Annotated in this window: 15 protein-coding genes; 2 read left to right on the top strand and 13 right to left on the bottom strand. The window is 45.7% G+C overall.

Going from position 1 to position 15,789, the window contains the following annotated elements; translation table 11 throughout:
- Position 1: 1 nt before the first annotated feature.
- The 5 genes from D2V93_RS08335 to D2V93_RS08315 all read right to left on the bottom strand — a co-directional run bounded on the left by D2V93_RS08335 (position 2) and on the right by D2V93_RS08315 (position 5,617).
- Positions 2–901 (bottom strand): DUF58 domain-containing protein, encoded by a 900-nt coding sequence (locus tag D2V93_RS08335; protein ID WP_072878887.1) that lies wholly within the window; start codon positions 899–901, stop codon positions 2–4.
- Positions 901–1,905 (bottom strand): AAA family ATPase, encoded by a 1,005-nt coding sequence (locus tag D2V93_RS08330; protein WP_119619131.1) that lies wholly within the window; start codon positions 1,903–1,905, stop codon positions 901–903. The genes D2V93_RS08335 and D2V93_RS08330 overlap by 1 nt, the downstream gene beginning before the upstream one ends.
- Before the next feature lie 10 nt (positions 1,906–1,915).
- Positions 1,916–2,536 carry a DUF4159 domain-containing protein gene (locus D2V93_RS08325; RefSeq protein WP_119619337.1) on the bottom strand — a complete coding sequence of 207 codons (621 nt, stop codon included), beginning with the start codon at positions 2,534–2,536 and terminating at the stop codon, positions 1,916–1,918.
- 97 nt (positions 2,537–2,633) lie between these two features.
- Complete coding sequence (locus D2V93_RS08320) at positions 2,634–3,950, bottom strand: TldD/PmbA family protein (protein ID WP_072878883.1); 1,317 nt, start codon at positions 3,948–3,950, stop codon at positions 2,634–2,636.
- A 26-nt stretch (positions 3,951–3,976) separates the two neighbouring features.
- A complete protein-coding gene (locus tag D2V93_RS08315) occupies positions 3,977–5,617 on the bottom strand; it encodes a TldD/PmbA family protein (protein ID WP_072878882.1) in 1,641 nt (546 codons plus the stop codon).
- 395 nt (positions 5,618–6,012) lie between these two features.
- Here D2V93_RS08315 and cls point away from each other — a divergent pair, with 395 nt between their 5' ends.
- The gene (cls, locus tag D2V93_RS08310; protein ID WP_245978150.1) at positions 6,013–7,443 is read left to right on the top strand and encodes a cardiolipin synthase; all 1,431 of its coding nucleotides are present in this window, start codon (positions 6,013–6,015) and stop codon (positions 7,441–7,443) included.
- On the opposite strand, the gene D2V93_RS08305 is transcribed toward cls, so the two are convergent.
- The 6 genes from D2V93_RS08305 to D2V93_RS08280 all read right to left on the bottom strand — a co-directional run bounded on the left by D2V93_RS08305 (position 7,438) and on the right by D2V93_RS08280 (position 13,924).
- The gene (locus D2V93_RS08305) at positions 7,438–8,445 is read right to left on the bottom strand and encodes a 2-hydroxyacid dehydrogenase (RefSeq protein ID WP_119619130.1); all 1,008 of its coding nucleotides are present in this window, start codon (positions 8,443–8,445) and stop codon (positions 7,438–7,440) included. The genes cls and D2V93_RS08305 overlap by 6 nt on opposite strands.
- A 138-nt stretch (positions 8,446–8,583) precedes the next feature.
- Positions 8,584–9,435, bottom strand: a complete 852-nt coding sequence (locus D2V93_RS08300) for a universal stress protein (RefSeq protein WP_119619129.1) — start codon at positions 9,433–9,435, stop codon at positions 8,584–8,586.
- Positions 9,436–9,528: 93 nt separating this feature from the next.
- Complete coding sequence (locus D2V93_RS08295; RefSeq protein ID WP_119619128.1) at positions 9,529–10,371, bottom strand: universal stress protein; 843 nt, start codon at positions 10,369–10,371, stop codon at positions 9,529–9,531.
- A gap of 40 nt (positions 10,372–10,411) precedes the next feature.
- On the bottom strand, positions 10,412–11,248 hold the full coding sequence (locus tag D2V93_RS08290; protein ID WP_119619127.1) for a universal stress protein: 837 nt from the start codon (positions 11,246–11,248) through the stop codon (positions 10,412–10,414).
- An 89-nt stretch (positions 11,249–11,337) separates the two neighbouring features.
- A complete protein-coding gene (locus D2V93_RS08285; protein WP_119619126.1) occupies positions 11,338–12,387 on the bottom strand; it encodes a response regulator in 1,050 nt (349 codons plus the stop codon).
- Positions 12,365–13,924 (bottom strand): sensor histidine kinase, encoded by a 1,560-nt coding sequence (locus D2V93_RS08280; protein ID WP_245978147.1) that lies wholly within the window; start codon positions 13,922–13,924, stop codon positions 12,365–12,367. The genes D2V93_RS08285 and D2V93_RS08280 overlap by 23 nt, the downstream gene beginning before the upstream one ends.
- A 49-nt stretch (positions 13,925–13,973) precedes the next feature.
- Here D2V93_RS08280 and D2V93_RS08275 point away from each other — a divergent pair, with 49 nt between their 5' ends.
- The gene (locus D2V93_RS08275; protein ID WP_072878875.1) at positions 13,974–14,381 is read left to right on the top strand and encodes a hypothetical protein; all 408 of its coding nucleotides are present in this window, start codon (positions 13,974–13,976) and stop codon (positions 14,379–14,381) included.
- 30 nt (positions 14,382–14,411) lie between these two features.
- Here D2V93_RS08275 and D2V93_RS08270 read toward each other — a convergent pair whose 3' ends face one another.
- Together D2V93_RS08270 and D2V93_RS08265 are read right to left on the bottom strand one after the other, a co-directional pair.
- Positions 14,412–14,702, bottom strand: a complete 291-nt coding sequence (locus D2V93_RS08270) for a chaperone modulator CbpM (RefSeq protein WP_072878874.1) — start codon at positions 14,700–14,702, stop codon at positions 14,412–14,414.
- 4 nt (positions 14,703–14,706) lie between these two features.
- Complete coding sequence (locus D2V93_RS08265; RefSeq protein ID WP_119619125.1) at positions 14,707–15,618, bottom strand: DnaJ C-terminal domain-containing protein; 912 nt, start codon at positions 15,616–15,618, stop codon at positions 14,707–14,709.
- Between the last annotated feature and the right edge of the window lie 171 nt (positions 15,619–15,789).

The following is a 15,789-nucleotide window of genomic DNA, read 5'->3' as shown; positions in this document are numbered from 1 at the left end:
TCTAATTCAATCTTGATCGTTCCTTTAAAAATAATTGCAGTGCATTGCCCAAATGCGCATCCATCCGAAAAAGATGAAAGTGCACTCCTTTGGAGAGCAATTGTTCCTTGGTTCGCGCCATTTTGGTTTCCAAGGCCTTCAAATAACTTTCCCTGGCCTTGTCCACATCCACCTTTACTTTGGCCCCGGTCTCCAAATCTTCAAAGGTGACCGATTTTTTATACGTAAAATCCAGTTCGTTGCCCGCCATCAATTGCAGTACCACGACCTCATTGTTGGAGTTCTTCAGTTCTTTCGCAAAATCGGAGAGTTCCGAAATGTCCTCGTACATGTCCGTCAGGAAAAAAACCAATTCCCTATGGCCCCTCCCGTGGATCCTTTTGGTGGCCTGGGAGAGTTGCGGCCATTTTCCCTTGGTGGATATATGGAGCAGTTCCAAAAGCAATCTGTTGTAGTGTTTTTGGTCCGCTTTTGGATAAATCTCGACAAATTCATCCTCGTTCAGGGCAAACAGGCCAACGGAATCGCCTTGCTTTTGCGCCATTTGGGACAGACAGGCCACAATGACGCGAGCAAATTCCAATTTGGAAATCCCATTTTCGGTATGCTCCATGGAGGCACTTGCATCCACGATAAACTTTACCACGACCTGACTTTCCACTTCCGATTGTCGGATATAGTACCTTCCCGAACGGGCCAACATTTTCCAATCGAGCAAGCGAAGGTCGTCCCCGGGTTCGTAGGCACGGTATTGACTGAACTCCATTCCGGGACCCACGCTCCTGCTCCTGTGCAGACCCGACAGGTAGCCTTCCACCACGATACGCGATATCAGGGAAAGTCCCGATACGGTATTGATGACTTCCGGTTTTAACAGATCGTGGTAGTCCCTAGTGGCCATTATTTTTCCTTTAATTGGACCGTTTTCAGAATATGACGGGTCACTTCATCCGAGCTTATTCCTTCGGCCTCTGCCCTAAAATTGACCAATACCCTGTGGCGCAATACGGGAACGGCGACCGATTTTAAATCTTCAAGGGAAACGGCCAAACGTCCTTCCAAAAGTGCATGGGCCTTGGCGGTCAATATCATGGCCTGACCGGCACGGGGACCTGCGCCCCAATCCACCCAATCCTTGACATAGTCCATCGGTGTGGTGTCCGGTCGTGTGGCGCGAATGACATCGCTGACATATTTGATCAGTCCGTCGCTAATGGATACATCCCTGACCAATTGTTGCAATCTGATGATGTCTTCTCCGGAAATGACCTTGTTCAATTGGACCTTGGTCCTACCCGTGGTCGCCTTCAAGATTACCGTTTCTTCAGCTTCGGTGGGATAACCAATCTTGATGTACAACAAGAACCTGTCCTGCTGCGCTTCGGGAAGGACAAAAGTCCCTGATTGCTCAATAGGGTTCTGGGTGGCCAGTATGAAGAAGGGCCTGTCCAATGGGTAAGTCTTATCCCCATAGGTCACTTCAAATTCCTGCATGGCCTCCAAAAGGGCTGCCTGCGTTTTTGGGGGAGTCCTATTGATCTCATCCGCCAAAATGATATTGGAAAAAATAGGCCCTTTGTTAAACTTGAAGAATTTTTTTCCCGTGGTATGGTCCTCTTCCAAGATCTCTGTTCCGATGATGTCCGAAGGCATCAAATCGGGGGTGAACTGTATCCGTTTGAATTTTAGATCTATGGCATTGGCCAAGGTGCGAATCATCAAGGTCTTTGCCAGTCCTGGCACACCTTCCAAAAGGGCATGTCCCCCGGCCAAAAAGGTGATGAGCAATTGTGATACGGTCTCTTCTTGCCCAATGATCACTTTGCCGATCTCTTTTTTGAGCGCCTTTAGTTTTCCGGAAAGGTTCTCGACCTCTGTGGCTATCTGTTGTAGTTCTTTGTCCAAATTCGTAATGTTATGAGGTTAGGGCATAAAGCACAATGTTCACCGCAAAGCGGGTATTGTCCACTTTATACCATCGTTTGTTCCTAAAATCGTAATCCCATTCGCAACCATAATCCTTGTTACTGTAGAGCACTCCTATCCTTCCGTTGACCATTATGGCCTTCAGATAGTCGTGGACAAGGTCGTCGCCCCATCCGTTCAGTTCCTGTGAGGTGGTCGGAGGGCCATCTTCAAATTCAAAAAAGATGGAATAGAGCTCATGGTCGTTCGGGATTTTCTGAAGTTCTCCCGGCCCGAATATTTCGTCCATTTGGCGCTCAAAGGATTTAGCGAAAAGTCCGTCAATATCATGGTTGCAATCATCGGCAAAGACAAAGCCTCCGTTGCGTACATATTTTTCAAAATTCTCCCTTTCCTTTTTGGTGAACTGTACGAGTTTGTGTCCAGAGATATAGCAGAAAGGGCTCTTGAAGATGTCGTCACTGGACAGGGTAATGATCTTTTCCTGGGTATCCACCTTCAAAGTGGTGTATTCCACCAAGGAATTCAACACGTTGGAGGGCATGCGTTGGTCCACATCCCAATCACCGGATTCATATTGTAAACGGGTAAAAAAGAATTCATTTTGCAACGCCATAGGGTATTGGGGGCTACATCATCACTTCCAAAATGAAAACTGGCGGTCATGGACATGCCATCAACCACCAGTTTTACTAGTATCCTATTGTTTATACAGCATCGGAAAGACTGGTGAACGTAAAGTCACGAATCTTCATGTACGGAATGAGGTTTCCATCGACCCGAACCTGCTTCCCGAGGGATTCCAAGTTGTTGAGCATGATGATGGGGCTCTCATTGAACCTAAAGTTCTTGACGGGGAACTTGATCTTTCCGTTCTCGATATAGAACGTCCCGTCCCTGGTCAGACCTGTATAGAGAAGGGTCTGGGGATCCACACTTCGTATGTACCAAAAACGGGTGACAAGTATTCCTTTCTTGGTGCCCTTGATCATATCCTCAAGGCTCTCATCACCGCCGGCCATGATGGCATTGGACGGGAACGGCATGGGGTCCATCCCTTTTTGTTCTGCCCAATATCGGCTGTAGGCCAAGTTCTTGACCACTCCATTCTCTATCCAAGAGGTTTTCTTCAAAGGCATACCTTCCCCATTCCAAGTGGATGTGGGCACATCGGGGTGCAAGGGATCGGACCAAATGTTTACGCGTTCGTCCACAATTTTTTGGCCCAACTTGTTCCCGCCGTTGGGGGCCGACATGAAGTTGCGTCCTTCATCAGCTGAACGGGCATTGAAAGAGCCGAACATATTCCGCAACAGGTCAGATGCCGCAGCAGGCTCCAATATGACCGTATATTTTCCTGGCTCTATGGCCTGGGCTCCTTTGGACATTACCGCTTTGTCTATGGCGGTGTTTGAGGCCTCTGAGGCATTGAACTTTGAAATGTCGTTGTAATCGCGGGTCACCCAGCCAGAACCTGTACCATCGTTGGTGCGCATGGTTACGGTAAAATCCACATTGGTGGATTTGTTATAGGCGAACAAGCCGTTAGAATTGATCATGGCTGAAAAACGGGCGCCATCATTCAAAAATCCTGCTGCAGTGACATCTTTGGCCGCAGCCGGGACAATGCTCTGACTGGCCACTTCCGCCCTAAATTCTGGGGTAGTGTTGGCCGTAGCTTCTACGTAAGTGATGGATTCGTCATACACCTGAGGTCCCAGAGGTGCCATAAATTCAGGGTTTTCTGGAGATAGATTGGCCAATTCCTCTGCCCTGCGGACCACTTTTTCCAAAGAGGCGTCATCAAACTCATCTATGGTTGCGGTACCCACCTTTTTGCCGAAACTGGATTGCACCACCAAACTCTGACTGGATTGGTGCCCGGCAGTGGACACCGTATTCCGGGCATATCTAATGTTTCCACTATTTGTGCCACTAAGGTTTATTTCACAGGCATCGGCCTTGGAAAAGCTAAGGGCCTTTTCCAAAATCTTCTTTGCTTCTTCTTTAGTATATATAGCCATTGTAGTATTTTTTGAATGAACGAACCTTAGATGGTCCTACCTGTATTGATTACATTGATTCCGTTGAACCTAGTAGTGGAGCTTCCGTGGGAAACCGCACTGACCTGCGATGGTTGCCCTTTTCCATCAAAAAAGGAGCCGAACAACCTGTAGTCGTCCTTATCACAGATCTTTGCGCAGGAATTCCAGAATTCCTGGGTATTGGACTGGTAGGCCACATCTTCCAACATACCCACAATCTCTCCGTTCTTGATCTCATAGAACAATGTACCTCCAAATTGGAAGTTATATCGTTGCTGGTCGATGGAATAAGATCCCCTTCCCAAAATGTAGATTCCTTTTTCCACATCCTTGATCATGTCCTGCAAGGAATATTTTTCTTTTCCTGGTTCCAAGGAAACGTTGGGCATTCGTTGGAACTGTACATCTTCCCAGCTCTGCGCATAGCAGCAACCATGGGATTCGTTCTGGTCTATCATGTGGACTTGGTCCCTTATGGCCTGATAATTGACCAAGGTCCCATTTCTGATCAAGTCCCATTTCTTGGTCTTCACTCCTTCATCATCATAACCAACGGCGCCCAATGATCCCACTTGGGTCTTATCTGCCACAATATTGACCAAATCGCTTCCGTAGTTGAAATTTTTGCTCTCCCATTTGTCCAAAGTAGCAAAACTGGTACCAGCATAGTTGGCCTCGTAACCAAGTACCCTATCGAGCTCCAATGGGTGACCTACAGATTCGTGGATGGTGAGTCCCAAATGGTTGGGTTCCAATACCAGGTCGTATTTGCCGGCCTCGACCGATTTAGCGGTCAATTTTTGCTGTGCCTGTTTAGCGGCCAGTGTGGCATCTTCCACGATATCATAACTATTTCTGTATAGCTTGATGCCCTCAGGTCCTGAAAGCTTTTCGGACTCCAGACCGTCCATATATTCGTAGCCCATGCCCATAGGGGCACTCATGGCCTCCCTGGTCTTGAACTTGCCTGCTTGACGATCTACTGCGGTCACGCTAAAAGTGGGCCAAATTCGATGTACATCTTGATCAATATAGGATCCATCGGTGGAGGCAAAATACTTCTGTTCATTGACCATGAACAAGGCTGAATTCACAAAGCTTGCCCCATTGGATGTAGCTGCCGCGTTCGCGCTCAACAGCAAGTCCACTTTCTCTGAAATAGGGACTTCCTTGAAATCTTTCTTGATGGGTGTCTTCCAAGAAACCTCTCCATAGGATTGGACAGGTGCCAGAACAACGGGTTCCTTTTGGATCTTTGAATTGGCTTTGGCAATGGCAACGGCTTGTTCCGTGGCCTTTTTGATGCCGTCCTCGGTCACATCGTTAGTGGAGGAAAAACCCCAGGTACCGTTGGCAATGACCCTGATGCCAATTCCAAAGGATTCTGTGTTGACCACGTTCTGAACCTTTTCTTCCCTGGTAAAAACGTACTGGTTCAAGTATCTTCCAATTCTAGCATCGGCATAACTGGCTCCCAAGGATTTGGCCGTGTTCAGGGCAACGTCGGCCATCTTCTTTTTGAGCACCACGTCCATTCCCGGTTCCAGGAGCATCTCCACGGGAATGTTGTTCCCCAAGAGCATGGAAGGCATTAAAATTGCCCCAGTGCCCAGACCAGCGTACTGTACAAAATTTCTTCTTTTCATATGTTTTGGTTATCTGATTTATAATCCCGATCTGTGAACAGCCTGAAAACCAAACTCGCCACCGATCTAAACTCACGGGTTTCTAAAAATAAGTAGTGTGTAGGTAGTCTTATGTTAATTTTAACCTAAAATCCTCTCTTGCCCACTTTATTGAAAACTGGCCGACACCTCCCGCCTATCCCTCTATTTTCATTTTACAATGCTCTTTTTAAGAGAGCACGACCAATACATCATTGGACGTTGTCCAATTTCTTAGTATCATTTTTTTTAAATCTGTTACACATTTTTCAATCTTTCTGAAAAAACAAAAAGTAGGACTGGGTCGATGAAACCATATAACCAGGGTGGCTTTTTGCAGAAGATGGCACAGCGAATAGCCAAGTCGATTATCTTTGTTGCACAAACCCATTGCAAAAAAGGTGCTCGTTCCCATTCTCATAGCAATCTATATCATCGTCGCCCTGATCATGGTGGTGAGCCTATTGCTGAACGGAATAAGGCCTAGCAAAACCTTGGCGTGGCTCTTGGCCATTTTTACCATCCCTGTGGGCGGTGTCCTTTTCTATCTTTTGTTCGGAAGGAACAGGAGGAAGAACAAAATGTTTTCCCTGAAGGACAATTTTGCCTCAAGAAATGAAAGATTGCATGGAACCTGCACCCCCAACATTTCCCAAGGCAAAAAAAAGACCACCGAGCTTATCCACAAGACCTCCAAATGCCCTGTGACCTGCGAGAACGAACTCACTCTTTTGAAAGATGGCAAGAATACGTTTGAGAGCATATTCCAGGCCCTGGAAAGTGCTTCGGAACACATCCACCTCCAATATTATATTTTTGAGGATGGCCTCTTGGCCGAAAAACTATTGGAAATATTTGAACGAAAAATTGCCAACAATGTGACCATAAGGCTGCTATACGATGGTATTGGCAGCTATTCCCTGAGCAAAAAATACCTTGACAGGCTCAAGGACATGGGTGTGGAAACCGCCCAGTTTCTTCCCTTTCGGTTTGGACGCTTCCTATCTTCCCTCAACTATAGAAACCACAGAAAGATCATCGTGGTCGACAATAAGATTGGGTTTACAGGGGGAATCAACATATCGGACAAGTACCTGAAGGGTGACCCCTCATTGGGCAAATGGCACGATACCCACTTAAAGATCGAAGGAGAGGCGGTCGACTTTTTGAACGAGATCTTTGTGACCGATTGGTACTTGGCCAGTGGCAAAAAGGTGGATATGTCAACCTTCAGGGTCAATATGAAATCTGGGGAGCATTCTCCATTACAAATTGTGCCCAGCGGTCCGGACGATGACTTTGACGTCATGGAGCAGGCTTATTTTTCCCTCATCAACAGTGCGGAGGACTATCTCTACATCATCAATCCCTACATCATCCCCAACCATGCCATCCTACAAGGGCTGGAAACTGCTGCCCTCAGCGGTGTGGACGTGCGACTATTAATGTCATCCAGCACAGACATCAAATTGGTGGACTGGTGTGTTAGGGCCTATTTTGAATCCTACCTCAAGGCAGGCATCAAGATCTATCTCTATCCTGATGGTTTTTTGCACAGCAAGGTCATGCTCTGTGACGGTGAAGTGGTGAGTATTGGCACCGCCAATTTGGACAATAGGAGCCTTCAACAGAACTATGAGGCCCAAGTATTTGTTTATGATGGTGCCCTATGCGAAAAGATGAAAATAGATTTTCTAAGGGATTGCTCCAAATCCACAGTACTGGAAGATCATGAAGCATATAGTAAACGTCCCTGGATCCACAAACTCATCGAGGGAACAGCTAAACTGATGAGTCCTTTATTATGACACAAAGGTCTCATACCCCAATTCATTGATACAGCCCCTACCCTCTTCCCAACAATCAAGGTTGTGTATGGTGGTCTGCGCAATCCTGACCAAAGCCTCTTTGGTCGCAAAGGCTTGGTGCGGGGTCAAAAGTACATGGGGAAGGGAAATCAATTCCTTGAGTTGCCCGTCATCAATGCCTTTTTCACTATGGTCTTGAAAGAAAATGCCCCTCTCGTTTTCATAGACATCCGTTGCATACCCTCCAAGGTGGCCTTTTTTGAGGTTGTTGATGAGATCCTCTGTCTTCACGATGCCCCCTCTTGCTGTGTTGATCAGAATAGTCCCTTTCTTCATGAGTTTGAAGAGCGAATTTCTGAACAAGTGGTGTGTTTCATAAGTAAGCGGGGCATTGATACTGATAATATCCGCCTTTTTGCACATTTCTTCCAAAGGAAGGTATTTCAGATCATAATGGCTTTCCAGATATTGGTTCCTTGTCAGGTCAGTTGCCAGTAGTTTGCATCCAAAAGCATGGAATATCCTTACCAAAATCGAGCCTATCTTTCCTGTTCCGAGAATGCCCACTGTTTTTCCGTTCAGGTCAAAGCCCACCAAATCGTCCATGGAGAAGTTATACTGCTTCACCTGTGTATCCGCCTGTACCAATTTTCGGTTGAGCGCCAATAGCAATGCTACGGTATGCTCGGCAATGGCATTGGGGGAATATTCGGGTGCATAGGCCACCTTGAGCCCTATCCGCTTAGCGGACTTTATGCTCACATTGTTGTACCCCGTAGATCTCAATGTAATGTATTTGACCCCCAAATCATGTAAAGTTTCAAGGACGACCAAGGAGGCATCATCATTGGAAAAAATGGAGATGGCGTCATACCCAGCGGCCAACACGGCCGTATCGGTATCGAGGGTATCAGTTATAAATGTCAGTTTATGTTTGCCCCCATTGGCCTTTTTGAGGTTGTCCATCTCAAAATCCTTGGTGCTGTAAACCAATACTTTCATCGCTTTTTATTTTGCTATACATTAATTTATGTCCATTGCCCCTTGGATTTAAACAACCCCATTTTGAGGAGCCGGAAAAACTCTCCTTTCCGCAAGACAACACGAATGGCCTCTTGCTTGTTCCACCCTATTTTATTTTCAATTATCATTCAGTTCCAAAATGGGCACTTTGGGATCATACCCCATCTCTTTTACCAAGGGGTTGGAGAGAACGGTCCATAAAAATGTGTGTTTTCTGTTCAAAAAAGCCACCATGTCTCCCCTTATACTTTCAAGGAATATTTCGATGCCCTTACCCAACTTGACCGTAGGCAAAAAATGCATTTCATAGTCCGTTCCGTCCAAAATATCCTCCAATAATTTTTTGTTGGTTGCCTCGCTTTCACTTAGCGCTCCATCCTTGTCCCTGTCCATGTGCACCACATTGATCCTTGATCCATACAGGTTTGCAATTTCCATTAGGTCCCTGATTTCCTTTTTTTGGAAACTGTTCCTGAAATCTGTTGGGAACACAATTTCCTTTGGTGGTACAAAAAGGTAATCATTGGGTACTGCGATCACCGGGCATTGTTTGATCTGTTCCATGACACGCACGGTATTTGTCCCGAAGATCCTCGTCATGGATCCCGTGACCCCCTTGGTCCCCATGACTATGGCATCGATGTCATTTTTTCTGACAGCATGATCCACAGCTTCCACAAAACTGTTGAACGTACAAATGGTATGGAAACGGTGTTTATGGTTTTCGGGTTGAAGCTTGAGTATCTGTAAAAGGCGTTCCATGCCTTCCTCGGATTCTTTCTTCGCTGCTTCGTAGAGCGGCTCCCCTTCTTCTGGGACCCTCATGCTCTCCAAGGTATATCCAGAAACTTGATAGGCATTCAAAATGTAGAAATCGCACTGCACATTCGCATAAAGGCCCAATGCATATTTGATGGCATTGAATGCATTTTTTGAATAATCAGTAGGCAACAATATTCTCTTGTCCATGATGGCACTTATTTTTGTTAAAATTATCTCACTTCAAAATGCTGTGCCATGATTTTGGTCAGCTTCGTCTGCCCAGAAACAGAAAATCAGGCTTTAAAACCGATACGGCAGCACCAAAAAGGGAATCTTGCTGTGCAACCCAATGTTCTTTATCACCGGTTCCACAAAAAGACGTTCAAAGAAGGTGTGCTTGTTCTTGACCATGGCCAACATGCTTATGTGCATAGTCTCCTGAAAAGAATTGATGGCCGAGACAAGTTCTTGATCGGGAAGGTCGTGGCTTTCATGGTTGTGCTCCAACATCAACCCTTCCAACTTGGCCTTGTTGTTCTCTTGTTCCAAGGTCAATCCATCAGGGGATGAGACATGCAGAACATGGATCTTGGAATGCCATAGTTTTGATATCCACATCAAAAAATCCAGATCGGTCCGGCCATAGTCCACTTCGAAATCCGTGGGGAACAAAAGATGTCTGGGTAATTGAAAACCAAAGTTGGAAGGGATGGCCAGAACAGGCACTTCCATATTTCTCATCACGTGTACCGTGTTGGAACCAAACAGGATTTCCTTGGCCCCCGTCGCACCTTGGGTACCCATGACAACAAAGTCTATGTTTTCTTTTTGGACTACATCCTCCATTTCATCCACCAAAGTGTTGAAAGAGGCATGGGAAACAAAGGTGTGCTTGGGGTTATCGAACTTTTTCCGAATCTGCCCGATGAGTTTTTCCAACGAGGACTCCGCACTATATTTATGGTCGTCAGGAAGGCCCATCTGGCCTGGACTGCCCAATGTATAGTCTATCCGGTAAATCGGGGGCGTGTAGGTATGCAGCAAGTAGAACACACAGGTTACATTTTCACACAGGCGAAGGGCATACTCGATTGCATGGAGTGCATTTTCGGAAAAATCGGTAGGCAATACTATCTTCTTCATAAGGTGTTCTTTTTTAGATGTTTCCCCCTTTCAAAGGGTTTCACTCATGGATTACATAAAATGGTATTTTGGTGTGGAAACTGATCTTCTCCGTCAGGGAATCAAAAAGAATCTGCTGGATAAAGTTCAGGTTCTTGGCTACCATGACCATCATGTCTATGTTTCGGCTCTCCACAAAACATTGTATGGCCAGCTTTGCGCTTTTGTTCGTCAGGGAATGGAAACTGTACCTGTCCGGAAAGGTCTCTTCCATATAATCCAACAAAAATTCCTTGTTGCCCTTCTGCTCCATATTCAGCTCTACCCCTTCCTTTTTGGCGTTCATGATGCGGAAATTGCCTTTTCCCAAATACATCATCTCGGACATGGACCTCAACATCCCATGGGAATAAAATATGTTGAAATCCGTTGGAAAGGCAATCTCCATGGGCTTGGTATATTCGACCTCGCTCGGGACCAATAAAGTATTGCATTGGACCTTGATGATCACATCCCCGGCAGTGCTGCCCACAACTTTTTCCTTAAGACCGGACACTCCTTTGGTCCCCATTACGATAAGATCTATCTCTTTTTCCTCCAAATGCCTTTTGATGGCAGGTATGAAAAAACCATATTCGTGAAGGGCATAGAATGAGTGATCCGCATTGGTACTGTGTTTTCTGCTTTCATCCAACAGTTCCTGCAATTGTTGTTTGGTGCTTCCTGTAGGTCCATCACCAATATCCACTAAGGCCTCAGTATCGGCTTTTACGTCCAAAAGTGTTCCAACATACAATACATAAAAATTGCACTCCAAAAGCCCAAACAGCATTTGCGCATACTTTAGGGCGTTCTTGGAGTTTTCCGAAAAATCAGTCGGTACCAAGATATTCTTCATCTGCCATAAAATGATGGGGGCAAGTTTATCATTCTATGGATGATGTGGAATGATAAATATCATCTCGATGGATTATGGCGACAAAGTGTCTAATGAACGTGTTCCAGTGCCTTCTTATCCAATACTTTGATATTTCTGTTCTCTATGGCTATCAAACCTTCGCTCCTGAAGTCGGACAACGTCCTGATAAGGCTCTCCGTGGCAATACCCGCCACACCGGCCAAATCGCTACGGGTTACTTTTAGAGGCGCTTCCTTTCCCCTGTTCATCGTATTGGAATACATCAACAAGGTCTGGGCCGTCTTTTTTCGAACGGAGCTATAGGCCATTTGCAGCAATTGCCGCTTGATGTTGGCCAAGTTATCGGCAATGACATCCATCAATTCCAAGGAAACGCTCTTGTTGTCTTCCAAAATGGCCTTGACCCGTTCCTTTGAGATGCCCGCCAGTTCCACATCTTCCATGGCAACGGCATAGTCTTGGTGGGGAAGGTTTTCGGTCAGGGAAGTGAACCCCAGAAAATCATCCTCACAATGAATGGATGTAATCAGTTCCTTGCCTTCTTCATCCAGACCGCAACACTTGACCACTCCCCCCAAAATAAGGTGGACCATGTTGGAATGATCGCCAATGCTATAAATGGTCTCGTCTTTTTTATAGGAAAACGATTGTCCATTATCATCAAAAAAATTCTTGAGCTCGTTCAACGACCTGATGTCATTTTGCTTTTTTTTTTGCCCGGGAAGCCCTAAGAGTACATCCCCGAACTGCTTTGCTTTTTCCAACCTGGTTTGGATGGCCCCCAAGAGTTCATGTTCCTCAAAAGGTTTGGTCAGGTAATCGTCCGCGCCCAGGTTCATGCCCTTCCTGATCTCGTGCCGCTCGGTCTTGGCCGATACAAAGATGAAAGGAATGTGTTTGGTGGATTCATCCGATGACAGGTGTTCAAGAACCTCATACCCGTCCATTTCGGGCATCATGATGTCGCAGAGCACTAGGTCCGGATGTTCCTTTCTGGCCATTTCCACCGCTATTTTTCCATTGGAAGCCGTAAAAACTTCAAAACCGGACAACTCCAATAACTCTTCTACGTTTTCACGCAATGAAGTGTCGTCCTCAACCAGTAATATCTTTGTCATTTTCCATGCTTTTTATGGGTATGTGCAATCTGAATATGGAACCTTGCCCCTGTTTGCTCTCAAAAGTAAGGTTGGCACCAAGGTTATGTATGTGTTGTTGAACAATGTTCAACCCTATTCCCGTTCCCTGTATGGTCAAAACGTTGCTGGCCCTGAAATACCTGTCAAAAACAAAAGGCTGGTCTTCGGGCGGAATCCCAAAACCTTTGTCCACGATATCGATGTACAGCCAATCTTCCCCATTCGACACCCGCAACTCTATTTCGGTCCTTTCGGGGGAATATTTAATGGCATTGTGCACCAAATTGGAGAGTGCCAAGGTCATGATCTTTTCATCAAAATCCACATTGATGCCATCGATGTTTTCCGGATACCGGATACGTTGGCCCTCCTTCAGAAGGGTATTGGAATCATAAATCACCTCATTGACCAATTTGCTGAGGGGAAAGGTGGTCATGTTATAGTTTACTTTCCCGGAATCCAACCGTTCAATGGAAAGGAAATCTGTGAGGATATTGTCCAAGTACTTTACTTTGGATTTGATGGTCCCGATGTGCTTGTCCCGTTTCTCTTGTTGTTTGGTTTCCGTGTATTTGGACAGGAGCGATGTGGAGGTCAGAATGCTGGTGAGCGGTGTCTTGAACTCATGGGAAACCAATGACAAGAATTTGGTTTTCAACTCATTGAGTTTCTTTTCAGCCTTCAACGCTTCCCTGAGCTGTTCCGTACGCTCCTCTACTTTCTTCTCCAGTTCGTGGGTATAGTTCTTTCTCTCGGTGATGTCCAACACTATGGCCACACAAACTTGTCTTTTCTCGATGGACGATAATTGTAGGTGGACCTCAACGGGGTAAATGGTACCGTCCTTTCGTTTGTGTACCGTTTCAAAAATCACCTTTTCCCTTTTCCCTTGAAATAAGGGAGATAAAAGGCGCTTAAAGATTTCTTTGGTGAATTTGGGCTTTATATCAAGGACCGACATTTGGTTCAGTTCCTTGAGGGTGTATCCCAAGTTCAACTGTGCCCCTCGGTTCACATTGATAAAGATATAGGATTCGGCATCGAACACGTAGATCTCATTGAGGGATTCCTCAAAGATCTTGAACCAATAATCTATGGTCTGCTCCGCCTTTTTCCGTTCCGTGATATCCACGATCAGTGCCATCACATAGGTCTTTTTCAACAACCTGAACGGATTGAGGCTTATTTCCAATGGAAACTCTTCACCATCCTTTCGCAACCCCAAAAGATCTAGACCTGGGCCCATCGGTCTGGCCTTTCCCGTACTCACAAACTTTGCCACATCACCGTGGTGCCCTTTCCTTATCCGTTTGGGGATCAAGATTTCCAAGGGCTGCCCTACCAATTCTTCCTTTGTATAGCCAAACAGTTGATTGGCGGCGGAATTGGTGCCCACAATCTTCTGCTCATCGTTCACAATGAGTATTCCCTCGGAGACGACCTCCGATAACATCTCCAGTACTACGCTTTCTTCGAATAATTCCACAACAGCAACTAAAATACTGATTTTAGTCATGGATTAAAACAGTATCGATGACTATATTTATCCTCAAAAAAAATAAATAATGTTGGATTCCAAAGAAAAACTGGGAAACGAGTTTTACCAAAATCTGGGGAAACTCTTCTATGCCGTGGCCATGGCAGACCATAGCGTACATATGAAAGAACTGGAAAAACTGAACGAGGTGGTCCGTGACCATTGGTTGGACGTGGACGATGTGGAAGATGAATTTGGAACGGATGCCGCTTTCCAGATTGCGACCGTTTTTGATTGGCTCTTGGAATATGAAAAAGATGAAGAAGAGATCTATGAAGAGTTCGAGGAGTTCTATACCGATCACAAGGTACTCTTCTCCCCCAAGATAAAAAGTCTGGCCATGTCCACTTCAAGGGCCATAGCCTCTTCCTTTTCAGGAAACAACAAGGCCGAACTGGTGCTCTTGGGACGTCTTGAACTTTTGTTCAATGACTGACAAATAGGGAATGACCAAGGCCCTGTCCTATCATTCCAACCTGTCCAGCTTCCTTCGTAACGATACCACTTCTTTTTGAAGGTCTTCGACCTGTTGCAATAGATGGTGGATGGCCTGAATGCCCTCGGGGTTGATGTCCAGTTCATGGTGCAAACGGACCATTTTTTCCAGAAGGGGCAATTCTTCAAGGGGAAGCTGTGCGCCATCCTGTCCATGGTCCATATGGACAAGTTCAAACTCGTACATGGAATGGACAAAGGACTCCTGTATTCCATATCTTTTGCAAAAGGTCTTTAATGAAATGTAGCTCTCTTTTTCCATGTTCTTATTCCAGTTTGGTGTTTTCCAATGCTTCAAAAAGTGCTCGTTGCTCTTGGGTCAATTTTTTTGGAATGGCAACGGAATAAGTCAATATGAGATCTCCGAACTGCCCATCCTTTCGATATTTCGGGAACCCCTTTCCTTTGAGTTTGACCTTGGTGCCGTTGTCCGTTCCCGAGGCAACCTTCAGCTTTACCTTTCCAGTGAGGGTCTCCACAAGGATCTCGCCTCCCAACACTGCTTTTACAAGTGGGATCTGCACGGTTTTGTACAAATCGGCACCATCCCTTTTAAAATCTGTGTTATTGACAATGGAAAAGGTGATGTAGAGATCTCCCGAAGGGCCGCCCTCTATTCCCGGTCCACCATGTCCCTTTATCTTGATGGTCTGCCCATCCTCCACCCCTGCAGGTATCGACAGACGGATATTTTTTCCGTTCACGGTCAGGGTCTGCTTTTGGGCGGTGTACACATCCATCAACGATAATTCCAGCTTGGCCTGATAATCCTGTCCCCGAAAGCGTACTTTTTGTCTATGGGAACGAAATCCCGAGCCGCTGCCCCCGAACATGGACTCAAAAAAATCGGAAAAATCTTCGGAAGTATCTCCTCCACTGGAATAGGTGTACCCAGAATAGTTCCCTTGGTTGCTTTGTCCACGGGAACGTTTGGCCTTCTCAAACTCCTCTGCATGCTGCCAATCCTTCCCATATTCATCATATTTCTTTCTTTTGTCCGGATCGGAGAGCACTTCATGGGCCTCATTTATCCTTTTGAAGTTCAGTTCTGCCTCACTATCATTGGGATTGAGGTCGGGGTGGTACTTGCGGGCAAGCTTTCTGTACTGTTTTTTGATCTCTTCGGCGGTGGCTCCTTTGTCCACCCCCAACACCTTATAATAATCTATATATTCCATTGGTAAATCCAGTCATCAACGGTTAGGTATTCCTTACTCCAGAATCCATCGACATTTTGCTTCAAATTAAGTAAAAGTTAGGTAAAGTGCACAATGATGTTTATCAGTATGGGTCATGACAAAAAGCAGTACCTTGTAGCTTTCTGTTTCTTTTTAGGATAGAGGAACAAG

Origin of the sequence: Flagellimonas taeanensis (genome assembly GCF_003584105.1) — a bacterium.
GTDB classification, from domain to species: domain Bacteria; phylum Bacteroidota; class Bacteroidia; order Flavobacteriales; family Flavobacteriaceae; genus Flagellimonas; species Flagellimonas taeanensis.
This window is presented reverse-complemented; position numbering and strand designations above follow the sequence as displayed.